Raw genomic sequence first — 24,759 nt, forward strand, 5'->3', positions numbered from 1 at the left:
GGGGAGCGTTAAGCGCTATTAAATCGTAAAGGCGGCTTCTTGCTCACCGGTTTTAAGATCACCGGAACGCACCAGTTCATCAGTCACGCGATCAATGGCGCGTTTGGCGCGACCAATCATTTCGTCAACTTCATCACGGTTAATAGTCAGTGGCGGTGCAAAGCCCAGAATATCACCTTGTGGCATCGCACGGGCGATCAGGTTTTCTTCCATTGCCGCTGCTGCAACACGCGGGCCAACTTTCAACGCCGGGTCGAAATGCAAGCGCTGTTTGGCGTCTGGCGAGAACTCTAGAGCGGCCATTAGGCCAACGCCGCGCACGTCGCCAAGCAACGGGTGACCTTCAAAGGTAGCCTTGAGCTGCTGCTGGAAGTAGCCGCCAGTTTCAGCAGAGTTACCCACTAGGTTTTCGCGTTCGATAATATCCAAATTGGCAAGGCCAGCGGCACAGCCTAGTGCGTGACCTGAATAGGTCCAGCCATGGCCGATGGGACCAAACTCACCAGTACCCTGCTCAAGCACTTTCCATACTTTGTCGCCAACAATCACGCCAGAAAGCGGCTGGTACGCGCTGGTTAGCCCCTTAGCAATGGTGACCAAATCAGGCTTCATGTTGTAGTGGTGGCTACCGAAGTCCGAACCGGTACGGCCAAAGCCACACACGACCTCGTCGGCTATCAATAGCACGTCATACTTGTTCAGCACTGCTTGAATCGCATCCCAATAGCCTTCTGGCGGCGGTACGATACCACCGGTACCCAGCACCGGCTCACCGATAAATGCTGCGACGGTGTCGGGGCCTTCTTCCAGAATCATTGCCTCTAATTTCTCAGCACAGTAGGCAGAAAACTCGAGTTCTGTCATACCGTGCTGTTCTGCCGCGCGCAGATAGTAGTGCGGCGCTTCAGTGTGGCGAATGGTGTCAATTGGCAGGTCAAAATGGTCGTGGAACGCTTTAAGACCAGTTAGCGAACCAGATGCGATGCCGGAACCGTGGTAACCACGCATACGCGAGATCACTTTTTTCTTCTGCGGACGTCCCAACACGTTGTTGTAGTAACGTACTATTTTGAGCTGTGTTTCATTCGCATCAGAGCCTGACATGCCGTAATACACCTTGGACATGTTCATGCCAGCGATTTTCAGAATACGCTCAGAAAGTTCGATCTGCGGCTCGTTCGAGTGGCCTACATAGGTGTGGTAATAAGAAAGCTCTAGCGCTTGCTTATAGATCGCTTCAGCAACTTCAGTGCGGCCATAGCCAATATTGACGCAGTAAAGGCCCGCAAAGCCGTCGATAAACTCACGGCCATCTTTATCTACGATATTAATACCTTTACCGCCAGTGATAACACGACCTGGCAAATCGCCGTGGGCGAAGTCGCGCAGGTGCGTAGAGGCGTGAAAAGTGACTTTACGGTCGCGTTCGATCAGATCCTGATGCAAGCTCATAACGTTCTCTCTATACAGTCCCTCCCCACCGTGTGAGGAGGATGCTTAAATTAATAAAACCGATTGGATATCAACTTCCCGATACTGAACCTAATGCCCCAAGACAGTAGTACTTCGTTTCTAAATACTCATCGATACCAGTAGCGCCGCCTTCACGGCCAAGGCCGGACTGTTTCACGCCACCAAAAGGTACCGGTGGGCCTGTCATTTTCACGGAGTTGACGCTAACCATGCCATACTCCAACGCCCGCATTAGCTTCCAGATACGACGAATATCATGGGTGTAGATATAGGCCGCTAAGCCGTATTCGGTGTCATTGGCCATTTCAATAACTTCGTCATCGGTACTATAAGCGGTAATACCGGCCACCGGGGCAAAGTTCTCTTCACGCCAGACTTTCATTTGCGGTGTTACATTGGTCAACAGCACTGGCATAAAGAAGTTATCGCCCGGTGCTTGGCTCTGGTCACCAGCAATCATAGTGGCACCTTTGGAAATCGCATCATCAACAATCGATGCTGCTTTTTCGACTGCCTGGCGATGAATCAGCGGGCCAAGGTCAACTTCACCGTGCAATCCGTTACCCACGGTAAGTGCCGCCATACGCTCGGTAAATTGCTCAACGAACTCATCATGGATAGATTCGTGAACCAAAATGCGGTTAGCGGCTAGGCAATCTTGCCCAGCCGTTTGAAACTTGGCCGAGACTGCAGCATAGGCTGCCTCTTTGGGATCCATATCCGGACCAACGATAAACGGCGCATTGCCACCTAATTCCAGCGATAGCCGTTTGACCGTATTTGCGCTCTGCTCAATCAGCAAGCGGCCAACACGGGTGGAGCCAGTGAAAGAGAGCGCTCGGATACGCGGCTCGCTGCACAAAATTTTAGAGACTTCTGCAGGATCACCCAGTACGACGTTAAAAATACCTTCCGGAATCCCTGCTCGCTCGGCAAGCTCCGCCAGCGCCAGCGCAGAGAACGGCGTTTCATTGGCAGGCTTGATGATCACCGGACATCCAGCGGCCAACGCCGCTGCGGCCTTGCGGGTAATCATTGCCAGCGGGAAGTTCCACGGCGTAATCATCGCCGCAATGCCTACCGGCTCTTTAATGGTGCCCAGTGATGCATTAGGAATATGGCTTGGAATGGTTTCACCGTAGGTGCGTTTACCCTCTTCAGCGAACCAACGTACGAAACTGGCACCGTACTCTACTTCGCCACGGGCATCCGGCAGCGGCTTGCCCTGCTCCAACGTCATGATGGTGGCTAGGTCTTCACGATTGGCTTGAATCAAATCGTACCAAGCCAGCAAGCGCTCGCAGCGCTCGTCAGCGCGTAGGGCACGCCACTGTACAAAGGCAGTTTCAGCAGCATCCACGGCAGCGGTAATTTGTTCCGCTTCCAGCAAGGGAATGTGGCCAATGGCTTCATTGGTCGCCGGGTCATACACCGCTTCTTCGCGGCCGCCGTCACCGTGGGTCCATTTACCGTCTACGTAGGCGTACTGCCGGAACAGACGCGGATCTTCCAAGCGCTTAGTGAGCGTGGTCGATAGTGTGGTCATGGGCACCTCCCCAGGTTGCAGCCAGTTACGGTGAAGCCAATCGCTGGCGACAAACCGTTGCACAGAAAAATGTTGCTAAAAAATCGCTATACAGCCCAACGTCTCGATGGGCTGTTTCAGTGTGTCTAGCGTAAGGGAGATACCGCACGAAGTGTTTTTGAAAGCGCCGGATAATTCCGGCGCTTTTTTTGTGAAAGCTACCTTTAAAGTGCTTTTTTTTGGCAGCGCCTCTATTTAATCTGCTGCATTTAACCTGCTGCGGGGTTAATCAAGGCTTCCTCGGTAAACACCACTAGCCCTAACTCCGGCCGATAGCCGTGGATCTCAGTGACATCCAGCGCCTGAAGAAACGCTAAAATTTCTTCGCTGATGACCTGCCCTGGTACTAACACCGGAAATCCTGGCGGATAAGGGATGACAAAACTTGCCGATACAACATCGCGACCGGCACGCATCTGCGCCTGCAACTTGCCATTATCGAAGCGTAAGTACTCAGTATTCTCTTCGTCGTAACTTAGAAAGTAAGCGCAACGAATATCGCCCTGGGGCGTATCGGGATTCGGCCGGAAGGCATCGTGGAAACGACTGAAGTCAGGTAGTGGCGGCAAATCATGATTCAGCGAATGCACCTGATTTTCGATGATTTTGCGCTCAGGACGACTACTGTCTTCCAAGCGATATTCGAACTCTTTCGCCAACTTGATCAGCACATCCAGCAGGTAGGCAATAGAGCCCCGTGTCGTGCCGATATTGGTCATAAACAGTACGGTGTTGCGGGAAGTTTTGTTAATTTGAATACCGTACTTATTCATCAGGTATTCATTTTTGAATGTATCGCCATCAACCCCAGTATTGCCGATGGCAATCGTGACACGGGAAGGGTCAACAACAAACTCGTCTCGCGCCCAGGCTTCCTCCATCTTATTCCAACCCGTCACCGGGTCGTAATAGGACTCTACACCCGACTCGCGGTAGGCTTCAGGCACCATGTCGCTATTCTTCAATACGCGGAAATATTTCTGCAGTAATGGGTGGGTGTAGAGCTGTTCGCGGAGCGAAAGCGCCGTCTCTACCTGGGCATGTACCAGTTCGAAACCTTCCATTTCCGCCTGCATTCTTCCCACATCCAGCGATGCCACAATCTGATAGTTGGGCGAAGTAGAAGTGTGAGTCATGTAGGCTTCATGGAAAGAAGCCTCCACTTTCTGACGAAAATCTTGATCCCACACGTGAATCATTGAGCCTTGGCGTAATGAAGTCAGCGTTTTGTGGGTTGAGTGAGTAGCATAGGTGCGAATACGTACTTCATCTGGGTCGGGCATCAGTCGCTGGTCAAGCCATGTAGCGTCATCTTCTGGGTCGAGCTTATCGAACTCGGCTTTCCAAGCCGCATACTCTTCCCGATAACTCTCGCTTCGGTAACGATCGCGCAACGTACGTGCCGCATTCATAGCCGTACGTGGCCGATACGTCGGGTTAAAACCAGCGAAAGCAAACCATGCTTCATCCCAAAGAAAAACCAGATCTGGTTTAATCGCCAAACACTCTTCCATCACTCGGCGCACGTTATAGACGATGCCATCGAAGGTGCAGTTGGTCAGCAACAACATCTTAACTTTGTGCAATTGTCCGGAACGCTTGTAGGACAGCAGCGTTTTCTTGATTTCATGCAACGGCACCGCACCATACATGGAATAATCATCAAGCGGATAGGAGTCTAAATAACTGACATGTGCACCGGCTAAAACCATGCCGTAATGATGCGACTTGTGACAGTCACGATCGATCAACACGATGTCTCGCGGCTTAATTAGCGCCTGCACCACAATCTTATTGGCAGTGGACGTACCATTAGTCACAAAGAAGCTACGACGAGCTCCAAAGGCGCGGGCAGCATACTCTTGTGCCTTTTTGATTGGCCCAAACGGTTGCAACAGAGAGTCTAGTCCCCCGGATGTTGCTGATGTTTCTGCCAGAAAAATATTAATGCCGTAGAAGTCGATCATGTGCCCTGCCCAGTGGGACCGAGTCACCGACTTGCCCCTGGAAATGGGCATGGCATGAAATACCCCTGTGGGCTTTCTACTGTATTCACGCAGAGCATCAAAAAATGGTGTGCGATAGCGATTATCAATGGCGCGTAGAATCGTATGATGCTGCTCGATGTAATCCGTTTCGCGGTAGAAGATACGGTTGAAGTGCTTAATATCTCGGCTTGCCGTGGCTTCAACATCACCGCTCGTCACCAGAAATTGATCAATTTCTGGGCGCAACTCATGAATCATCGAACTCAGCAGGATACTGCGATCAGCTTCGCTATGGTGCTCCAGCTCATTTTCTGAGAGACCTTCCAGATAATTACGCAAAGCACTGAGGTTATACTTGGACTTATACGGAAACTCGTAGCGAATCAGACATGCTTGTATATTAGGATTCACCAATATGGCAATCAACGCATCTTCAAAGCTTTTTACCGTTACAACATCGTAAACAAAGCGATCTTCAGATCGGCGCATGTTATGAAATGCTTCACGCACCACATCTTCTTCCTGGTTAGAAAGATTATCTACGATCAGCAGTTCAAAGTAAGGTTGCGCCGAACTATTGGAAGCCGGGTGCCCGCGGCGAAGTTGATTAAGGGCGTCCAGTGCTTCCATGTCTTCAGCACCCGCATCCGTCTCAGAAAGATCTACATGCCGTCGACGATAGGACTCACTGATCAACGCCCTTACCAAACGCTTAACGACTTTATCCAACAGCGCATATTCACCGCGATTAAATAGCGTCCAAAGGTGGCGAAAATCCTCTTTGGATGGAAATGCGTGGTAGTCCTCAATAATCTCTAAGCGTGTCAACTTGATGTCGATAGCTTTAATCAAGTTTTTGGCGCGATCCTCTTCTTTAAGGCGCGTCAAAATACCCAAATCACGTTTAAGCTCATTCCAGGTATCAGCACGAAGTTGGGAAATTTTGTGATAAAAACCCAGGGCGGTGTAGGAAGTTTCGGTTGAATTGTTCTCTTGCATGACGACACCCATCCTTTTTAGGTATTTATCTGGAAAAGACACTTGCCTCAGCAATAGTGCTAATCAGCCATACAGTCCGCGGGAGCCATAACGCACGGTAATCTGCTCCTCTGGAAACTCGTCGAAGTTCAAGTCTAATACTCTGCCGGGCCAACGGAACTGGGTAAGCCTTTCCTTGGTGCGATATACCGCGGTATACACTGTGCCCAGGCCACGCCGATAGTCATGGCGAAACAAAGGAGGAGCGGAAAAAGCCGAAATTAGTCGCTCTTCAGTGGTGGCGTCATCGTCCACCAGAATCGAGAGCTGGCGCTCGCGAATCAGGGTTTCAGAAGCCAGCGCATGGGCATACCATTCGATTTTCTTTTGATGATTAGTAGCCACCGCCACCCGCCGAATGCTGGCGCGGCGATCTGGTGCAATCATCGCCGTGACATAACGTCCCGAAGCATCTGCCACGGTAATGTTGTAGGCCATATGGGTAGGCACTCTCGCAAGTACCGCAGCAGCTTCGGGCACGGTATCGCAGAATTCGAGAATGTAGCGAAGAATAATCGGAGCACCGAAGCCATCCCCCACCACCTTGCGCCCACCAAAGGCCAGAGAAACAGCAAGCCCTGAATCGTTCATCCCGTCTAGCACGCCCCACAGGCAATCAGACATGGCGATAACACGGCGCTGATTCCAGCGGGTGTAAAGAATGGAGCCCTCGCATAGCTCCGGCGGGTAATCATAGTTGCGTGCCAGCACAGTTGATGTCGGCCTTGCTAGTACCGCCTGTGAGCAGCCGGTAATATACGGCGGCGGACGATACAAACTCAGTAGCCGTGACGAAAGATCTCCTCCACCGGCTACTTCGCACAACGTACGGTAAGTAGCCAGCAATTCGGGCATGTGCTTGCGTAAGGCGTTATGACACTCAAGATAAGAGGGACGCTCACGCTCGCCTTCGGCCAGATACCAGGGTTCATAGGCAGGCCAGTGGTAATGGAACAACGACTGCCATTTTGGCCCCGCCACCTCTTCATGCACGGTGCGAAACGTCAAGGCTTTGTCCAGCTCCACACCAGGTGCTCGGCCTGCAGCAAAGTTGCTGTCCATGATTAAAGAATTTTGAAGTTGCCACCGCCGATAGCATGGCTGACGGCAACTTCCTCCACCACTGGATCTTGCAACGCCTGTCCGGTGTACTGACCACGAATGCCGTCTATCCAAGCCTTGGCACGCTCATTCAGTTGGAAGTCATCATCCATTAACCGCCCCCGGGTGATCAAAATACCCAGGTCGGCCCCCTCATACCGGAAGTCTCCTGCGCCACTAATGCGCAGAAAAAAGGCTTCATGCTCGTTCTCTGCCGCGTGGGGGTGATAGCTATAATGATCATAAGCAATTTCGCCCTGAGCATTCATGCGCCATACGCCGGTAGTAGGCGCCTGCGTTAACAGGTCAACGCTTTCATCAGTATGCTTGATAACCAGCTGGCTCCAGCTGTCGACACTTTCAGGATGCGCCCAACGCTCGTTGATATCATTGATGTCCAGGTCAAAATCGACATCCGAAAATTCAAGCAGGTGAAACAGGAACAGTGGAATATCAGAATGAGCAAAAGCCGCCACATTCGTCAGAGAGCTTGCTCCGGTCACACGGGGGTTAAGTTCACCCAGATACACTTCATTGGTATCCATATCAATCAGGAAATCGAGTTCAAAATATCCTCGATAGCCCTCTTCGCGTAGTGCCTCACCAAACTTAAAGGTGTACTCGCGCGCTAAATCACGCACTTCCTGACTAAAGGCGCCGGCGAACATTTCGTTGCCACACCAACCGCCCTTATAAGGAGTCAAGGATTTGAAGCCTACAAGCTCTGTCATCAACGGGCCAACGACCGTACCGCAACGCGTGGCACAAGCTTCTATCGCCGAGCCGCGACAGTTGATGCGCTTCATGATCTTGACCTCGGGTTCGGCTTCGATCTCTTCAGCATGCTTGTAATAGTCTTCTTCACTGGCAATAAAGAAGGTGGTGTGTCCAGAATCGCCAAACGCGGTCTGTACCACTAAATCGTTACCGAGCGACTCGCTGACCTCTAGAAGCTCCTGATAACTGCCTACCCTGGCCAACACGTTGGGCACGCTGGGCACACCCGCTTTATTGCCAATACGCACCGTCTCAATTTTATTATCCATCCGCTTGCGCAGTTCGGCGGGAGGGAAGGCAACCCGCAGGCCCAACTGCTCACAAATTTCTTCGGTGTGCTCATCAAACATTAAAAACGATGCCACCCCTGCGCTTTCGCCATTGGCTCGTGATTGAATGAAATCAATGACTTCTTTGTGCTCAAGCAGATAGTTATTAATGTCTTCAATGCTCTCGAAGTCGCGGGGAAACTTCTGTTTAGGCACGAAGACATTACGCTGCTTGCCTTCAAAGCAGTCAATATAGTTAATATGACGGAAGCTCCCTACCCAATCACCGATACCCAGAAGATTGAAGTTCGTCGCAGAAATAAAGTAAACCGGCTCTTTATTGTTTAAAAAATATCTACGAACATCTGCAATGGACGTTATTTTATTCATTGTTTTCGCTCCTTGTATGACACGTACTGAAGGCCGTGTTGAACTAGTGCTGCCTAGGAGTTTCGCTAAATATCGCGATATTCGCCTAAATTGATCATCCAGCTTGGCGCGAAATCCGTTCTTCTCGTGATGATGGGTCAAGCCAAATAGGCTCCTAAAAAATGTCTTGGTCGGTACGTACCGGTTTAGCAAGTGGTCCTAAGGTGTCAAGGAAAGGAGAAGATCCGTTTTCGCTACGGTATAGCGAAAAATCGACTTCACGATCACGGAAACTTTTCAGTGGCTGGCCCAAACCGCGTAACCCTGTTTCGCGCTCGCGGCGGACGCGGTTGAGGTCAATTTCGATGGGTATGACTTCTTCACCAATACCCGCTTGATGGATTACATCGCCAGAGGGACCAACGACGATAGAGCGGCCGTTCCCCAACGCGCCAGCGCCATTGATATCGAAGAAGTAACACTGGTTGATCGCCGCATTGGTGCGGGCAATTGACAGCTCAATATCTCGGTCAATGGTATCCGTCATAGTGGGGTGGAGAATGACTTCGGCCCCCATTGAAGCCAGAGTACGAGTCGTTTCGGGAAACCACATGTCATAACAGATAGAAACGCCAAAGCGGCCTATCGTTGGCACATCGAAGACCACAAATTCACTGCCGCCCTCGACGCCGGCTTCGTAAGGCCGGAACGGGAACATCTTGCGATAACGCGTTACAACTTGGCCCAGTGGGTTAATCACTACCAAGGTATTGTAGGTATGCTCGCCTACTTGCTCGAACATTGAGCCCGGAATTAACCAGATGCGATGTTGCGCAGCCAGTTGGCAAAAAAATGCTTCGGTATCGCTGGGCAACGTTTGAGCGTGGAGCGGTGAAGCTCCCATCGGCATTAATTCGCTGAACAGCACCATTTGAACCTGAGGAAAACGATTCATTAGCGCATCGATCCGATGGCGCATAGCCTCGGTATTGTCGCCATGGTGCAGGGCATGCATTTGAACACCGGCAATGGTGAAATATGACATTAGCTTCTCTCTGCGTCAGGCGGTCTGACTGTTTCCGCTTAGCAAATTAACTTCTATGGATGTCTTTCACTAAGCTAGTGGTGAGTGGCATTAACTTTCATGTTAAGCCAATGAAACGCTGAAATATCGTTGATCAAATACAAAGGGAATTTATTAAATCCAATTTGCACAGACCGACATTACAAAAAGTCGTTCGATCCAATACCTGGCTCAGTCCGTTTGACGGACTTGGTCACGATATAGGTGAAGTAACGCTCTATTCCCACGTCCGAGACCAACCAACTATCGATCAAACGTTGATAACTGTCGATGGAAAACACCTCAAACTTCACTAGATAGTCCACGCCACCGCCTACCGCCACACACTCTGTGACATCGGGCGTTTGCATGACTAATGCTTCAAAGCGGGTAAAGCTTTCAGCATTGTGCTGTTTAAGCTCGATCTGCACCCATACGGCGTTGCGCGGCACTAATACATCAGCATTAATGCGCGCGGTATATCCTTCGATAACGCCCGCCTTTTCCAGGCGTTTAACTCGCTCCCAGCAGGGACTCACCGAGAGGTTGATGGCTTCCGCCAGCTTCGACTTAGTGATTCGTCCATCCCGAGAGAGAATATCGAGAATTTTTAAATCATAACGGTCCAATTTCATCATGCTGGTTGTCACGCCTCCAGGCGTTCAACAACATCGGCAATCACCGCCAGGGTGTCCCCCATATTGATTAACGATGGCGCACGGCGAGCCATTAAGATGCCATCACGTTCCGCTTTGTAAGCCACAGGAGCGGTACCGCTGCGGGTCATATCATAAACATAAGCAATGGTTTGGCCTTTTTTCACGCTATCACCCAACGCCACCAACAGCTCTAACACCCCAGAGTGCTGGCTTTGCACGTAGCAGCTGGCATCTGGCATATCGAGGTACATTTGCCCGCCCTCAGGCATTTCCACTTTGCCTTGCACCAAACCGTAATGGATCAAAAAATTGCGCACACCGCGCTCAGCAATAGCAATGCTTTGCGGCGTGGACGTACCGCCGCCGCCAAGTTCAGTGGCCACAAATACTTTACCTTGGCGCTCACAGGCAGTATCGAACAGCTTTTCTGCATCTAGCTCAAACATCACCATCGCGTAGGGAGCGCCGAACGCTTTAGCGCCTTCCAACGCAGCCTGCTGTTGAGACTTATCGTCTAAAACGTGAGAAGCGCCGAACGGCAAAATATCCAGCGTGCGGCCACCAGAGTGCAAATCGAGTACTACATCGCTAATAGGAACCAATACACGGGTAAAATAATCAGCGATTTGCGACGTTACGGTGCCGTTTGGGTCCCCTGGAAAACTACGATTCAAGTTGCCTTTATCCATCGGCGACGTGCGTTTCCCGGCCATGACTGCTGGCGTGTTCATACACGGTACGATAATTACTCGCCCACTCACCTCTTCCGCTTTCAACGTGGAAGAAAGCTTCAACAACGACGTTATGCCTTCGTATTCATCGCCATGATTCCCGCCCGTTAATAACGCTGTGGGGCCTTCGCCATTTTTAACCACGGTAATAGGTATCATCACCGCGCCCCAGGCAGACTCATCGGTGGAAATCGGCAGTTTTAAAAAACCGTGCTGTACGCCATCGGCGTCGAAATCAACGGTGGCGGAAATAGGGCTAGGCCGCAGTTGGTTCGGTTGAAGCGTCATTGTATGTCCCTTGTATTGTATAGACAGCTACTTAACAAACAGCTGGCGCGGAAAATTGGCCAGGGTTTCACAGCCATTTTCAGTAATCAGAATGCTTTCGGTAATTTCCAGCCCCCAGTCTTCTACCCAGAGGCCAGGCATGAAGTGAAATGTCATTCCGGGCTGAAGAATAGTTTCGTCTGAGGGGCGTAAGCTCATCGTGCGCTCGCCCCAATCCGGCGGGTACGAGATACCAATCGGGTAACCACAGCGTGCGCCACCACGGTCAAAACCGTACTTATCCATCGCCGCACCCAGTGCCATGGCAATATCCGCCGTACGATTGCCCGGCTTAGCCACGGCCAACCCACTCTCAATGCCTTCCAACAAGGCAGATTCAGCACGAATAAAGTCTGTTGGCGGCGTACCTAAAAATACGGTGCGCGACATCGGCGCGTGGTAGCGCTTGAATACACCAGCAATTTCGAAGAACGTGCCTTCGCCTTTGCGAAATGGCGTGTCGTCCCAGGTAAGGTGCGGCGCAGCAGCGTCTTTACCGGTTGGCAACATCGGTACAATGGCAGGATAATCGCCGCCAAACACCTTGCCATTCTCGTCGACAAATCCCTCGATGCCGACGCGGTAAATTTCCGACACCAGCTTACTTTTTGGCAGCCCGGGTTCAATAACTTCCAAAATACGCGTGTGCATACCTTCAACAATTTTTGCTGCCACACGCATATAAGCTATTTCTTGCGGCGACTTAATCGCCCGGCACCAATTCACGAGTGCGTTGGCATCCATGAAACGCGCATGGGGAAGCTCACGTAAAAGGCTTTGATAGGCTTTAGCAGAGAAGTAGTAGTTATCCATCTCCATACCCACCACACCGGTATGCCAACCGCGGTCGGGCATGATCGATTGGGCAAGATACTCCATCGGATGCATATCCGGATTTTGAACATAGTAATCCGGATAGTAGGTAATATTATCGGGGTCTATCCAGCAGGTGCGCAGCGCGCCGTTGGCATCCATACGGCGGCCAAACCATACAGGTTCGCCTTCAAGGCCCACCAATACACATTGATGAACATAAAATGACCAACCGTCGTAGCCGGTCAACCACGCCATGTTGGAGGGGTCACTGACAATCAGCACGTCAATGCCACGGCCAGCCATTTCTGCACGCACCTTCCACAAGCGATTAGCATACTCTTCACGCGTGAAAGGCAGGGAAACCTCAGTCATCGGGCAACTCGCCATCAAAGATCACTAAGAACCAGCGCCATCTATTGTAAGTTAGGTACGCTGGGCCACAGGATCGACCTGGCCACCCCCGCAGTAGGCCTGCCAATGTCGTCTTAGGGCGATACTAGCACCGACCCTTGGTTGCCGGTCAAAGCCTTTATGACAAAAATTGTGGCAAGCCGTGATAGCGTAACCATAGTTAACATGTAGTCAGGAGGAAAAATGAAAGTAGTCATCCATATTGATGATTCAGCCCAATGGCAAGCCGCACTTGAAAAAGCGTTACCCCAGGCCACTGTATTGACAAGTGACGCACCTGAAGATGAACGAAAAAACGCCGACTACCTTGCCGTTTGGAAAGCCCCAGAGCATTTACTGCAGGAGCAAAGCCAGCTCAAAGGCATTATTAACCTGGGTGCGGGTGTTGATTACTTACTGAAAACACCCGGCCTTCCAAGCGATGTTCCTATCGTGAAATTACGTGATGCTGGCATGGGCGAACTCATGGCAGATTACGTGCTATATGGCGTACTGCACTTCTACCGCAGCATGGATCGCTACGCCACTCAACAGCAGAGCGCTACTTGGAAACCCCAAGCCGTGCCTGAAAAAACACAGTGGCCAGTTGGCGTATTAGGCCTTGGCGCAATCGGCAGTTATGTAGCCACTCACTTGTCGCAAGCAGGATTCCCCGTACTTGGCTGGAGCCGCTCACCTAAAGAAATTAGCGGCGTACGCTGCCTGCATGGCGATAAAGGGCTTGATGAACTGCTTGGCCAAGTGCAGAGCTTAGTCACTATTTTGCCAGACACCGCCGCCACTGAAGGCATTCTTAACGCCGAACGGCTAGCGAAATTACCCGAAGGTGCCAGTGTTATTAACCCCGGTCGCGGCAGCCTAATCGATGAACAGGCGTTGCTAGATGCGCTCGGTGAAACGAATAAGCCAGGACATCTGCGTGGTGCCCTGCTAGACGTTTTCTGTGAAGAGCCTCTTCCAACCAACCACCCCCTTTGGCAACACCCAAGCGTGTTAGTAACGCCTCACATGGCAGCGCCTACACCACTTAATGACGCCATTGATCAAGTCATTGCGTATATTGAGGCATTTGAAGCGGGTGAATCGTTAGCAACGATTAGCCCAGAAGCAGGCTACTGACGCTTAGCCATACGCACGCTATACTGCACGGGGAACCAAGCGCTAGCTAAAGGCTCTTAGGAAAACACTCGAGAAGGAGGAAGGGCCTTTGCGTTATGTTACAAGAGGCATCAGACACCCTAAGTCTGCGAGCGCAATATTGGGCGCTTGCCTGTTTTCCCTGTGCGGCTTAGCAACAGCAGATACTCCACAAGATGAGCAAACTCTGCAGGCCCCACACCCCTTCCAGGCTCAATACCGTTTAGAAATACGCGGCTGGCCCGGCGCAACTATTACCCATACGCTCAGTAATGAAGGGCTTCACTGGTTAAGTGATATGAATTTTGCAGTCGCGATTGCCCGAGGTGAGGAGCGTAGTCGCTTTTCGATAGACGATACCTCGACTCGCTCTTTGCTCTATAACAGTAGTTATTCACTACTGGGTATAGGCGACAGTTACCAACTCAACGAAAGTGATATTAGCTCGCTTGATCGCCAGGCCGCTCTATTTGACCTTTCCCGACGAGCGGGTCATGAAGACTGCATGGTAAGCACCCCCTGTGATATCGAGTTTGTTGATCACCGCGGACGCGACGAACACTTTCAGTACTATGTCGATCAACAGAATATCAACGAGCCCAACACCATTACCATTCCCGCCGGTGAGTTCGAAGCCACGCGCGTCACGCTGATTGATAAAGAAAAGCCCGACCGATATCTACACATTAATTTTCACCCAGATTGGCCAGGACTGATCCTCTCGGCAGAATATCGAAAAGAGGGGCGTCGTCAGACGTATCTCACCATGACTCAATTCAACCCCGCTGGGGGTAACGCACCTTAAATGCTTTCTGGATTACTGATTGTCTTATTGCCTCTCTTGTTAGGCTACTTAGTGCACGTTCGTTCTACCCGCTTACTGAACCTCATCAATCGAGCCGTTAATGGCTCGGTTTACTTGATTCTATTATTTATGGGGGTCAGCCTTGCGGGTCTTGAAAACCTGGGCAGCCAACTTTCAAGATTAGGCGGTAACGCGCTACTGCTGTTTAGCATTACCACGGTGCTCAACTTAGGCGCCCTATGGTGGCTATCACGTCGAGTGGCTTTGAAGGCCGGTGGTTCACCGGTGGTGGAAAATGCCCCTACCAGCAAACTCGCCGCCATGCAAGGCTCGCTAATGTTGGTAGGCGTGGTGGCAGGTGGTGTAGCGGTTGGGCTACTGCTCGGCCCGCTTATTGGGGAAGCGCTGTTTACCACCGCCGACTGGCTGGCGGAATGGGTGCTATACGCACTATTGATGCTGATTGGCTGCCAGCTACGCAATTCTGGCATGCCACTTAAACAAATTTTGCTCAATCGCCTAGGGCTTGCCATCGCGGTCACCCTTGCACTGAGCTCACTGTTGGCTGGCTTTTTAGCCGCCCCGCTACTCTCACTTAGTTGGAATGAAGGCTTAGCCATGGCATCTGGCTTTGGCTGGTATTCGCTTTCGGCTATTTTGATTGGCGACCAACTTGGTCCGTTAATGGGTGGCGTGGCGTTTTTCAACGACCTAACGCGCGAACTGCTGGCATTTATTCTGATTCCGCTCGTTATCCACCGCCACACCGCGCTAGCCATTGGCTATGGCGGCGCGACGTCGATGGACTTTACCTTGCCGGTGATCCAGCAGCACGGCGGTGTGGCCTGTGTCCCGATTGCAGTGGTCAGCGGATTTATCCTGTCACTACTCTCTCCACCACTGATTCTGTTTTTTCTTTCGCTGTCGGGTTAGCGATTGCAGGCAATCATTGGGTAGGATAAGCAGCGTTATTTGTAACTACGCACCCTTTTGCGCACGCTTAGTTAGGAGTGTACGCGCAGTTAAAACACAACTGCTTCACTGCCCAGGATGACTGCCTACCATGCTAAACGGAATTTGGTTAAGCTTTTTCATTGCTGCGTTTGCAGCGTCTTTATGGCAGTGGTTAGTCGGTGGTGATAGCGAGGTTTTTGCTCGCTTAGTGCAATCGCTGTTCGATATGGCAAGCGTCAGCGTGGATATTATTTTAGTGCTGCTAGGCACGATGACGCTTTGGTTAGGCTTTCTTTCAATTGCCGAAAAGGCAGGCATGATTCGCTTACTAGGCCGCGTGCTTGACCCACTGTTTTCCCGCCTAATGCCAGAAGTGCCCCGGGGCCACCCTGCCATGGGGCTAATTAGCATGAACTTTGCGGCTAACATTCTAGGCTTAGATAACGCTGCGACACCGATTGGCATTAAAGCCATGCAATCGCTTCAAAGTCTTAACCCGAGCCGCGATACTGCCAGCAACGCACAAATCCTGTTTTTAGTACTCAATACCTCATCACTGACGCTGCTACCTGTCACGATCTTCATTTATCGTGCTCAGCAAGGCGCGGCAGAGCCTACCCTGGTCTTTCTACCGATTCTGCTGGCTACCAGCGCCTCCAGCCTGGCAGGGCTACTCGCGGTTGCACTCGTACAGCGCTTAAAGCTCTGGCAACCCGTGGTGCTGGCCTATTTGGTCGCTGCAGCGCTTGCCTTAGGGCTATTAATCACCACGCTGGCGGGCATGTCGGCCCAGGCATTGGCGGCTGCTTCAACACTGGTGGGTAACCTAACGTTATTCACTATTGTCATGATGTTTTTAGTGGTCGGCGCACTGCGTGGTGTCAGGGTGTATGACGCCTTTATTGAAGGGGCAAAAGAAGGTGTCAATTTTACCGTCACCCTACTGCCGTATCTTATTGCCATGCTGGTGGCAGTTGGCGTACTGCGTGCCAGCGGCGTTCTGGACGCAGGGCTCAGTGGCATTCGCTGGTTAGTGGAAGGGATTGGCTGGGACACTCGCTTTGTAGATGCGCTGCCTACCGCCTTTGTAAAACCGCTTTCTGGTAGCGGCTCGCGAGCCATGATGATTGAGACAATGAACAACTTTGGCGTCGATAGCTTTCCTGGCCTGCTGGCCGCCACCCTGCAAGGCAGCACCGAGACGACCTTCTACGTGCTAGCGGTCTATTTTGGCGCGGTCGGCGTTACCCGTATTCGCCATGGCCTGGGCTGCGCGCTCATCGCTGACGCTGCGGGCATTATTACTGCCATCACTGTCTGCTATTGGTTCTTTGGCTAACGCCGCTTGGCAACTAGGTTAGCCAACAAACTGGTTATTCATAACAACATTCGTCACAACGCTCTTAACGACACTCTTTACAACTCTCTTTACAACACTCGTAACAACAATAGATCAGGTAATTTGTTTCATGCATGCTCAACACACGGCATTACATAACGAGCTTCACGCGCGGCCTCCCATCTATTTTGAAGGGCCTGCTTGTCTTCATCACTACGCTTTTACGCTTGAAGGCGATGACGTTACGACGTTGCTTAATCGCCTAGCAGAGCTGACAGAGGTCGCTGTCACGCCCGATCAGGTTCAGCAAATAGTCAGTTGCCAGGGTTGCTTAGTAAAGTGGGAGCGGCACACCGAGTTTTTTACGCTGACCATTAAGCACGACAACAACAGCAACCCTCGCATTTGGCCAACACCACCTACTTTTTTAGCCCGTTTGCTCGCGGATGTTGCCGATAAAATAATCAGCGCCAGCGTATTGCGCGTGGAAACGGCTAATCGATGGGCAGGTAGCGTGGAGGCCTATGGATTAGATCAGCCAGCGGGTTCACAGGTAGGCGGCGGAGATGCCACGGTTTGGAGCGACTTCAACCTGGATGATCAACAAAGAAACCGATTGCTAATGGTTAACGATAATCTGGATAGCTATCGACTAGGCAGGATGGCAAGACGCTTATTTGATATTGAGACTTACCGCATAATGGCAATGCTGGCGCTACCGGAAGCCAAAGCACTCAGCCGTGAGCTACAACACTATGAAACGGAGCTGTCTGCGCTCTCTCATCAACACGCCGAACAGCACACCTCACCAGCCGAACCGTTGCTCAACGCCTTGACACTGCTCTCGGCAAAACTCGAACGCTGCGGAGTACAAACACGTCAACGCTTTAGCGCGACCGATGCCTATGCCAACATCGTGTTGGCACGCATCAATGAGCTACGCGAGGAGCGTATCGGTAATTATCCTCGGCTTGGCATGTTTATTTTGCGGCGTTTTGAGCCTGCCGTGCGTTACTGCGATGCCATGAATCGCCGCGTAGAAACGCTGGCCACCAGCGCTACACGCTTAAACGACTTGTTGCGTACCCGCACCCAGGTCGAAATCGAGAGGCAAAACTACAAAATTTTGCAGAGTTTAGATGCCCGTGCGAGCAGCCAGCTAAAAATCCAAAAGGCCGTTGAAGGCCTCTCGATCATCGTCATCAGCTACTACATTTTTAGCTTAATGAAATTAGGGCTGGAAAGCTTAAGAGCACTCGGTGTCGATATCGAACCCAACGTTGCTGCCTCCGTTATAGCGCCACTGAGTGCGCTTATTATAGCCATCTTAACGTGGCGAATTTGGAAGGTTAAAAAGCACTAGTAGGCAAGTCGTTAGCTGCACTCGCCCCGTAGTGAGCCGCTAAGTGCCCTGCGCAGTGCAGGGCCGCTCATTCCACGACCTAGCAGCACCGTGAGCTTTGCAACGGCGGCCTCTAGGGTGATATCACCTCCTGCAATCACACCGGCTTGGTTCAGCGCCGCGCCGGTAGCGTAGGCTCCCTGTACGACTTCCCCTTGGGCGCACTGAGTCACGTTAAGCAGTGCGACCCCTCGTTCATTTGCAGCCGTTAACGCCGTTAACAGCTCGCCTTCAAAACTAGGCGGGTTGCCCACGCCGTAGCTATGCAGAATCAAACCTTTTAAGCGTTCATCGGCCAGCAACGCCTTGGCGCGACGTAGCGACATACCAGGATAGAGTGGCAATATCGCAACCGCCTCATCATCTACCTCAATGGGGGAAAAGTCAGGCCGTCCGCTCAGCAACGCAGAGGGCTGAGGGTAAGATATGGCGATGCCAAGCTCGGCAAGCCAAGGAAAATTGGGAGAGTCGAAGGCATCTAACCCCTGGGTGCGCACCTTGCGCGCGCGATTACCGCGCAAAAGTCGATCGTGAAAGACCAGACTCACTTCACAAGGTGTTGCGGAGTTAGCCACCAGTTGCAGTGCACTGACGAGATTATTCAGTGCATCGCTACGGGGCTCCCCCAAAGGAATTTGAGCGCCAGTGAAGATCACCGGCTTGTTGAGCGCGCCGAGCATAAACGACAACGCAGCGGCGCTATACGCCATGGTATCGGTACCGTGTAGCACCACAAACCCATCGTATGTTTGCCAGTGGCTTTCTAACTGTGCCACTAAACGGTTCCAGGCGTCGGGCATTAGCTCGGCACTATCAATGAGAGGCTGCATTTCCAGCACATCAAACGATGGTAGCCTGTCGGCATCGCCCATCGCTAAGTGCGCGGTTAAGCGCTCGGCCAGCCCCGCGCAAGGCACATACCCATGTGGCGATGGCTGCATACCAATGGTACCGCCGGTGTAGAGCATGAGTACGCGGGGCATAGTCTCTCCTTATCTAATAGCGTTAGTGCATACGGGGGCTTACTTAGCAGGCGCGCTTTCTAGACGCTGCTTTAACGCTTCGGCCTCTTCAGGCTCTAGCTCCCAGGCTTTCGGATCTAGCTCAAGATCTGGGTGTTGATTGGCATCGAAAATTGGCTGCTTGATGCCCTGGCGACGCTGGCTATCGTAATCGTTAAGAATGCGTAGGCCGCACTTGAACAACAGAATCAGTGCCACGAGGTTAACCACCGCCAGAAGGCCCATGGTGACATCGGCAAATCCGAACACAGTGCCAAGATCTGTGGTCGCGCCCCAGCACACCAGCAACACAATGGCGACCCGGAAAGCGTTAAACAGATTCTGGTTATCGCGGCTAAAGAAGTTGAGGCTGTTCTCGCCTAGGTAGTAGTTGTACAAAATAGTACTGAACGCAAACAACAGCAGCGCGAGGCTAACAAAGGTGCGACCCCATTCGCCTACATGATCGGCAAGCGCCGCTTGGGTGAGGGCGATACCTTCAACGCCAGCACCTGCGGCCGGGTCGTACACACCGCTGAGCAGAATCAAAAACGCCGTGGCCGAGCAGATAATCACGGTATCGATAAACACCGAAAACGCCTGCACGATACCTTGGTTAGCTGGGTGCGGTACGTAAGCAACCGCCGCCACATTAGGCGCACTGCCCAGACCCGCTTCGTTAGAAAACAGGCCACGCTTCAAGCCCATCATAATGGCCGCACCAATACCGCCACCAATCAGCGGCTCAAGGCCGAACGCACTTTTTACGATTAGCGTTATAACGCCGGGAATTTCACCAATGTTCATGGCGATGACCAACAGCGCAATGGCGATATAGCTGACCGCCATAAAAGGCACTAGATACTCTGAGATACGCGCAATACGCTTGATGCCACCAAAAATAATCAGCCCGACCAGCATGGCCAGGGCAATGCCGCTGTAAAGCACCGGCACACCGAAGGCGTCGCCAAACGAGGTCGCTACCGCATAAGATTGCAGTGCGGTAAAGGCAAAACCAAAGGTTAACAGCAATAGCACCGAGTAAAACGCTGCCAGCCAACGCCACTGTTTACCTAATCCTTTAACAATGTAATACGCCGGGCCACCGCGATAAGTGCCATCGCCTTCCGCTTCTTTGTAGGTCTGCGCGAGGGTACATTCTAAAAAGCTAGTCGCCATACCCATCAGGCCCACCAGCCACATCCAGAAAATAGCCCCTGGGCCACCTAGCGTAATCGCGACCGCTACGCCGGCAATATTACCGCCACCCACGCGCCCTGCCACTGATAGAACAAGTGCCTGAAACGAACTTAAGTGGCCGTGTTTATTACGCTTAAAGGCCTGACCCGACCCCAGGATGCGAAACATTTGGCCGAAATAACGAAACTGCACAAAGCGGGAAGCAACGGTAAAACCGATGCCAACGCCTACTAGCAGCACTAGCAGTACCTTTCCCCAGAGGAGCTCATTGAGCATATCAAGCATGTGATTTTCTCCGCGTTCTTGTATTAGCGTTATGTTGGAATTCGCGTCGTTTTATTTCGCGCTTCTTAAAACCGCGCCGCGGAGAACGTTTTACCAAGCATGGGGAGGAATTAAATTTGGCGCAGCGATGCAGTTGTGTGCACTCACTGCATCAGCGGCTGCACCAGAGTGCATCACATAAGAACGGTGCGCGCCTTTTAAGGCTGCGCACCGTTCGTTCAAGTCTATATTGACACACCCCGATAGAGGCTCGCTTGTTACTTAATCGCTTTCGCCGCTCGCGCCGCATGGAGCTTCTTATAGCTTTCGATCAAGCGCTGGTGGCGCTCCAGACCTTCTAACTGCATGTTAGTCGGCGTTAGGCCGTGGAAGCGTACTTCGCCACTTACCGACCCTACGACAGCCGCCATGGTCGCTTCGCCGAACATGCGCTGGAAGTTATGCAGATAATTTTCAAGCTCCAGTTCATCATCCAACACAATTTCCAGCACCGCGTTTACCGCCTGGTAGAACAGGCCGCGCTCGACGGTGTTGTCGTTGTACTGCAGGAACATCTGCACGCAGTCCAGCGCCTCTTCATGGCGTTGCAGCGCGAGGTAAACCAGCAGCTTGAGCTCTAGAATCGTTAGCTGCCCCCACACAGTGTTCTCATCAAACTCGATACCGATCAGCGTGATGATATCGGCGTGGTCATCCATCTGGCTCTCTTCCAGCCGCTCGACTAGGTCGGTGAGCTGGTCGTCATCCAAGCGGTGTAAATTGAGAATATCTTCCCGGTAGTCCAACGCTTTATTGGTGTTATCCCAGATTAAATCTTCAATGGGGTACACCTCTGAGTAACCCGGTACCAGAATGCGACAGACGGGTGCGCCCAGGTCTTCGTGGACCGCCATGTACACTTCAGCGCCCAGCTCCTCAAAAATGCCAAACAGCGTCTCGGCCTCTTCCTCATTGCTGCCAGAGAAATCCCATTCACTGAATTCAAAATCGGGCTTGGCACTAAAGAAGCGCCAGGAAACGACGCCCACCGAGTCGATAAAGTGCTCAACAAAATTGTTGGGTTCAGAAACGGTTTGCGAGTTAAACGTCGGCAGTGGCAGATCGTTTAATCCTTCGAAACTGCGCCCCTGCAGAAGCTCAGTTAGGCTGCGCTCCAGCGCCACTTCAAAGCTCGGGTGCGCGCCAAATGAAGCAAATACGCCGCCGGTACGCGGGTTCATTAAGGTGACGCACATCACCGGGAACTGCCCGCCCATAGAGGCATCTTTGACCAACACCGGGAACCCTTGGGCTTCCAGGGCGTTAATGCCTTCTACGATACTTGGATACTTGGCTAGCATGTCCTGCGGTACATCCGGCAGAGCTAACTCCTGTTCGAGGATTTCGCGCTTCACCGCCCGCTCGAAAATTTCCGACAGGCACTGCACCTGGGCTTCTACCAGGGTATTGCCCGCGCTCATACCGTTACTGAGGAACAGGTTTTCGATCAGATTGGAGGGGAAGTAGACCGTTTCGCCGTCGGACTGGCGCACAAAGGGCAACGAGACGATACCGCGGTCTTCACGCCCCGAGTTGGTATCGATCAGATGCGAGCCACACAGCTCGCCTTCAGGGTTATAAATATCGCGACAATGGTCGTCGAGAATTTCTGCGGGAAGTTCATCATTAGGCCCCGGCTTGAACCACTTTTCATTGGGGTAGTGAACAAAATCGCTGTTGGCAATCTCTTCACCAAAGTACTGATCGTTATAGAAGAAGTTACAGCTTAAGCGCTCAATAAATTCGCCCAGCGCCGAACACAGGGCGCTCTCTTTGGTAGCCCCTTTGCCATTGGTGAAACACATCGGTGAAGCCGCATCGCGAATATGCAGTGACCAGACGTGGGGCACGATATTGCGCCAGGAGGCGATCTCGATCTTCATGCCCAGGTCAGCCAGCATCGCGCTCATATTGGCGATGGTTTGTTCTAATGGCAGGTCTTTGCCTGGAATATAAGTAGCACTGCCCTCCGGCGCTCCCATCAGCAGTGCCTGGGCGTCCTCGTCGATGTTTTCTACCGTCTCGATCTGGAAATCAGGGCCGGTTTGAACCACCTTCTTAACCGTGCAGCGATCGATGGAACGCAGAATACCCTGGCGATCTTTTTCAGAAATATCTTCCGGCAACTCGACCTGGATTTTGAAGATCTGCTTATAGCGGTCTTCCGGGTCAACGATGTTGTTCTGTGACAGGCGAATATTTTCGGTAGGAATATCGCGGGCGTTGCAGTAAACCTTTACAAAGTAGGCCGCACACATGGCAGACGACGCCAGGAAGTAGTCAAACGGCCCAGGTGCCGAGCCATCGCCCTTATAGCGAATCGGCTGGTCGGAGATAACCGTAAAATCGTCGAACTTGGCCTCTAAGCGGAGGTTGTCGAGATAGTTAACTTTGATTTCCATGAGCGGGCATCCGGATAGATAAATGTGCTGAAGGTCTTGGGGCCATAGGCTGATGGCGGCCATTATCCAGTTTTTTACCCGCTTCGTCTTGGGAAGCATTGCACTGACAGGCTCGAAGCGTCACATTAGCCGCACCGACGCTTACTGAGAACGCTGAAACCGCCCCCATGCATGATGATTTTGTGGCCAACTTACGCCTGCTATGCAGCTACTACCCGTCTATTGCGGACGTTTGCCGCCGCTTATCCATTAACCGTGCTCAATTCAACCGCTACCTCAGCGGTCGCTATTACCCAAGCCACGCCGCGCTGCAGCGTATTTGCCACTTTTTTGGGGTAACGCCAGAAGATATTGCGCTGCCTCACCACGACTTCCGTGCGCTGGTGCAAACCGGCCAGCTCAACGCAGATAGCTCACCGAACACACTACCCTGGCCTAATGCGTTGATTCAGCGGGGTAGCGAAGGTATGGAGCGTTATCTAGGTCGCTACTTCGAGCTTTACCACTCAATGTCGCGCCCTGGGCATTTGATGCGCACGTTGGTGTGCCTAGAAGCCAGAGAAGGAGGTGTGGTGTACCAGCGCACCGAGCGTATGCAAGTCGCTCTGGGAAAGCGGCCCTGTCATAACCGGTACGTAGGAACTGCCGTTAAACTTGCAGACCGACTATTTTTGGTTGACCACGAGACCCTCAATGGCCATGAAATCACCCAAACTATTCTGTTTCCCAGCTACCAAAGCCAAGTCACACGCTTAACCGGATTGAAAATGGGGGTGGCTGATAACAGTGAGCGTATGCCCTGTTGTGTGAGAGTGGTCTACCAGCGCTTAGATGAACAGATAAGTTTGCGGTCTGCGTTGGCTCAGTGCGGCCTGCTGTCACTGGACGACCCGTCGCTAGATGATTCGCTGCTGGCAGCCGTGTGCAATGATGTGGCTAGCGGAGAGCGCCATTTTCGCGCACGTCACTAGCGGCTTGCTTCGCAGGACACTGATGGCGCCAGCACATGGGCAAATAAAATCGACTCAAAGTGCTCCATAGGAGCGACTGACTTAAGCGTTTTAGCGCGCAATATAGCGCCTTCCCAGCCCGACAATATAAAACTAGCCAGGGCTTCTGGAACAATTGCCTTATCGATATCATTCTGATTTTGCGCTTCTTTCAGGCAGACGGCTAAACGCTTCTCCCAGCGCTGGAACACCAAGTTAAGTGCATCACGGAAGGTGTCACTCTGCCCCGAAAGCTCCTGACCCAGGTTACCAATCAAGCAGCCAGTGGTGTGGTCGCAGTCCAACATATGCTCACGCCCAGTGGCGAAGTAACGCCGTATGCGCTCTAACGGCGGCAACGAAGCGTCTTCAAACAGTGTTGCCAAGCGTTCATCATACTGACTGGCAAAGCGCTCGATCACCGCCAGTCCAAAATCTTCTTTGCTGGAAAAGTAGTGGTAAAACGATCCTTTAGGCACACCACAGGTTTTTAAGACGGCATTAATACCCGTCGCATTGTAGCCCTGCTGGGCAATCAGCTCGGCACCGGTTTCAATTAACTTATCGCGAGTGGCGGTGTTTTTCATGACGTCACATTA

General features: G+C 52.0%; 19 protein-coding genes. 6 read left to right on the forward strand and 13 right to left on the reverse strand.

What is annotated here, in order from left to right; translation table 11 throughout:
- Positions 1–18: 18 nt before the first annotated feature.
- From ACN06F_RS14005 to doeA, 9 genes are all read right to left on the reverse strand, one after another.
- The gene (locus ACN06F_RS14005; RefSeq protein ID WP_089039660.1) at positions 19–1,452 is read right to left on the reverse strand and encodes an aspartate aminotransferase family protein; all 1,434 of its coding nucleotides are present in this window, start codon (positions 1,450–1,452) and stop codon (positions 19–21) included.
- Between the two features lie 70 nt (positions 1,453–1,522).
- Positions 1,523–3,019, reverse strand: a complete 1,497-nt coding sequence (locus tag ACN06F_RS14010; RefSeq protein ID WP_038477754.1) for an NAD-dependent succinate-semialdehyde dehydrogenase — start codon at positions 3,017–3,019, stop codon at positions 1,523–1,525.
- A gap of 248 nt (positions 3,020–3,267) precedes the next feature.
- Positions 3,268–6,045: an aminotransferase class I/II-fold pyridoxal phosphate-dependent enzyme gene (locus ACN06F_RS14015; RefSeq protein ID WP_198348934.1), complete on the reverse strand. Its 2,778-nt coding sequence runs from the start codon at positions 6,043–6,045 to the stop codon at positions 3,268–3,270.
- A 63-nt stretch (positions 6,046–6,108) separates the two neighbouring features.
- Positions 6,109–7,092: a C45 family autoproteolytic acyltransferase/hydolase gene (locus tag ACN06F_RS14020; protein WP_038486210.1), complete on the reverse strand. Its 984-nt coding sequence runs from the start codon at positions 7,090–7,092 to the stop codon at positions 6,109–6,111.
- Between the two features lie 56 nt (positions 7,093–7,148).
- Positions 7,149–8,621, reverse strand: a complete 1,473-nt coding sequence (locus ACN06F_RS14025) for a biotin carboxylase (RefSeq protein WP_038477759.1) — start codon at positions 8,619–8,621, stop codon at positions 7,149–7,151.
- A gap of 154 nt (positions 8,622–8,775) precedes the next feature.
- Positions 8,776–9,645 carry a carbon-nitrogen hydrolase family protein gene (locus tag ACN06F_RS14030; protein ID WP_038477761.1) on the reverse strand — a complete coding sequence of 290 codons (870 nt, stop codon included), beginning with the start codon at positions 9,643–9,645 and terminating at the stop codon, positions 8,776–8,778.
- 179 nt (positions 9,646–9,824) lie between these two features.
- Positions 9,825–10,301 (reverse strand): Lrp/AsnC family transcriptional regulator, encoded by a 477-nt coding sequence (locus tag ACN06F_RS14035; RefSeq protein WP_433924126.1) that lies wholly within the window; start codon positions 10,299–10,301, stop codon positions 9,825–9,827.
- Between the two features lie 8 nt (positions 10,302–10,309).
- Positions 10,310–11,341: a N(2)-acetyl-L-2,4-diaminobutanoate deacetylase DoeB gene (gene doeB, locus ACN06F_RS14040; RefSeq protein ID WP_038477767.1), complete on the reverse strand. Its 1,032-nt coding sequence runs from the start codon at positions 11,339–11,341 to the stop codon at positions 10,310–10,312.
- Positions 11,342–11,368: 27 nt separating this feature from the next.
- Positions 11,369–12,568: an ectoine hydrolase DoeA gene (doeA, locus tag ACN06F_RS14045; protein WP_038477771.1), complete on the reverse strand. Its 1,200-nt coding sequence runs from the start codon at positions 12,566–12,568 to the stop codon at positions 11,369–11,371.
- Positions 12,569–12,790: 222 nt separating this feature from the next.
- Between doeA and ACN06F_RS14050 the strand changes: the two genes are divergently transcribed.
- From ACN06F_RS14050 to ACN06F_RS14070, 5 genes are all read left to right on the forward strand, one after another.
- Entirely contained in the window at positions 12,791–13,726 is a 936-nt protein-coding gene (locus ACN06F_RS14050) for a 2-hydroxyacid dehydrogenase (protein WP_095604021.1), read from the forward strand.
- Positions 13,727–13,814: 88 nt separating this feature from the next.
- On the forward strand, positions 13,815–14,549 hold the full coding sequence (locus ACN06F_RS14055) for a hypothetical protein (protein WP_095604022.1): 735 nt from the start codon (positions 13,815–13,817) through the stop codon (positions 14,547–14,549).
- Entirely contained in the window at positions 14,550–15,482 is a 933-nt protein-coding gene (locus tag ACN06F_RS14060) for a lysine exporter LysO family protein (protein ID WP_433924127.1), read from the forward strand.
- A gap of 130 nt (positions 15,483–15,612) precedes the next feature.
- Positions 15,613–16,842 carry a nucleoside recognition domain-containing protein gene (locus ACN06F_RS14065; protein WP_433924128.1) on the forward strand — a complete coding sequence of 410 codons (1,230 nt, stop codon included), beginning with the start codon at positions 15,613–15,615 and terminating at the stop codon, positions 16,840–16,842.
- A gap of 130 nt (positions 16,843–16,972) precedes the next feature.
- On the forward strand, positions 16,973–18,205 hold the full coding sequence (locus ACN06F_RS14070) for a DUF3422 domain-containing protein (RefSeq protein WP_038477785.1): 1,233 nt from the start codon (positions 16,973–16,975) through the stop codon (positions 18,203–18,205).
- An 11-nt stretch (positions 18,206–18,216) separates the two neighbouring features.
- On the opposite strand, the gene ACN06F_RS14075 is transcribed toward ACN06F_RS14070, so the two are convergent.
- The 3 genes from ACN06F_RS14075 to ACN06F_RS14085 form a co-directional block, all read right to left on the reverse strand.
- On the reverse strand, positions 18,217–19,227 hold the full coding sequence (locus ACN06F_RS14075; RefSeq protein ID WP_038477788.1) for a type I asparaginase: 1,011 nt from the start codon (positions 19,225–19,227) through the stop codon (positions 18,217–18,219).
- Between the two features lie 39 nt (positions 19,228–19,266).
- Positions 19,267–20,730 carry an alanine/glycine:cation symporter family protein gene (locus tag ACN06F_RS14080; RefSeq protein WP_038477791.1) on the reverse strand — a complete coding sequence of 488 codons (1,464 nt, stop codon included), beginning with the start codon at positions 20,728–20,730 and terminating at the stop codon, positions 19,267–19,269.
- 257 nt (positions 20,731–20,987) lie between these two features.
- The gene (locus ACN06F_RS14085) at positions 20,988–23,171 is read right to left on the reverse strand and encodes an OsmC domain/YcaO domain-containing protein (protein ID WP_433924129.1); all 2,184 of its coding nucleotides are present in this window, start codon (positions 23,169–23,171) and stop codon (positions 20,988–20,990) included.
- Positions 23,172–23,338: 167 nt separating this feature from the next.
- Between ACN06F_RS14085 and ACN06F_RS14090 the strand changes: the two genes are divergently transcribed.
- Positions 23,339–24,142, forward strand: coding sequence for a helix-turn-helix domain-containing protein (locus tag ACN06F_RS14090; RefSeq protein ID WP_038477797.1), 804 nt, complete (start codon positions 23,339–23,341; stop codon positions 24,140–24,142).
- Here the strand turns inward: ACN06F_RS14090 and ACN06F_RS14095 are convergent.
- Entirely contained in the window at positions 24,139–24,747 is a 609-nt protein-coding gene (locus ACN06F_RS14095) for a TetR/AcrR family transcriptional regulator (protein ID WP_038477800.1), read from the reverse strand. The two genes, ACN06F_RS14090 and ACN06F_RS14095, sit on opposite strands and share 4 nt — an antisense overlap.
- Between the last annotated feature and the right edge of the window lie 12 nt (positions 24,748–24,759).

Source organism: Vreelandella sp. 21, assembly GCF_050995515.1.
GTDB classification, from domain to species: domain Bacteria; phylum Pseudomonadota; class Gammaproteobacteria; order Pseudomonadales; family Halomonadaceae; genus Vreelandella; species Vreelandella alkaliphila.

Bases quoted from the DNA above. Each gene is read 5' to 3' on its own strand.
- ACN06F_RS14075 (WP_038477788.1), bottom strand. From the start codon at position 19,227: ATGCCCCGCGTACTCATGCTCTACACCGGCGGTACCATTGGTATGCAG.
- doeA (WP_038477771.1), bottom strand. From the start codon at position 12,568: ATGACTGAGGTTTCCCTGCCTTTCACGCGTGAAGAGTATGCTAATCGC.
- ACN06F_RS14005 (WP_089039660.1), bottom strand. From the start codon at position 1,452: ATGAGCTTGCATCAGGATCTGATCGAACGCGACCGTAAAGTCACTTTT.
- ACN06F_RS14090 (WP_038477797.1), top strand. From the start codon at position 23,339: ATGCATGATGATTTTGTGGCCAACTTACGCCTGCTATGCAGCTACTAC.
- ACN06F_RS14070 (WP_038477785.1), top strand. From the start codon at position 16,973: ATGCATGCTCAACACACGGCATTACATAACGAGCTTCACGCGCGGCCT.
- ACN06F_RS14080 (WP_038477791.1), bottom strand. From the start codon at position 20,730: ATGCTTGATATGCTCAATGAGCTCCTCTGGGGAAAGGTACTGCTAGTG.
- ACN06F_RS14095 (WP_038477800.1), bottom strand. From the start codon at position 24,747: ATGAAAAACACCGCCACTCGCGATAAGTTAATTGAAACCGGTGCCGAG.
- ACN06F_RS14085 (WP_433924129.1), bottom strand. From the start codon at position 23,171: ATGGAAATCAAAGTTAACTATCTCGACAACCTCCGCTTAGAGGCCAAG.
- ACN06F_RS14050 (WP_095604021.1), top strand. From the start codon at position 12,791: ATGAAAGTAGTCATCCATATTGATGATTCAGCCCAATGGCAAGCCGCA.
- doeB (WP_038477767.1), bottom strand. From the start codon at position 11,341: ATGACGCTTCAACCGAACCAACTGCGGCCTAGCCCTATTTCCGCCACC.
- ACN06F_RS14025 (WP_038477759.1), bottom strand. From the start codon at position 8,621: ATGAATAAAATAACGTCCATTGCAGATGTTCGTAGATATTTTTTAAAC.
- ACN06F_RS14060 (WP_433924127.1), top strand. From the start codon at position 14,550: ATGCTTTCTGGATTACTGATTGTCTTATTGCCTCTCTTGTTAGGCTAC.
- ACN06F_RS14035 (WP_433924126.1), bottom strand. From the start codon at position 10,301: ATGATGAAATTGGACCGTTATGATTTAAAAATTCTCGATATTCTCTCT.
- ACN06F_RS14010 (WP_038477754.1), bottom strand. From the start codon at position 3,019: ATGACCACACTATCGACCACGCTCACTAAGCGCTTGGAAGATCCGCGT.
- ACN06F_RS14015 (WP_198348934.1), bottom strand. From the start codon at position 6,045: ATGCAAGAGAACAATTCAACCGAAACTTCCTACACCGCCCTGGGTTTT.
- ACN06F_RS14065 (WP_433924128.1), top strand. From the start codon at position 15,613: ATGCTAAACGGAATTTGGTTAAGCTTTTTCATTGCTGCGTTTGCAGCG.
- ACN06F_RS14030 (WP_038477761.1), bottom strand. From the start codon at position 9,645: ATGTCATATTTCACCATTGCCGGTGTTCAAATGCATGCCCTGCACCAT.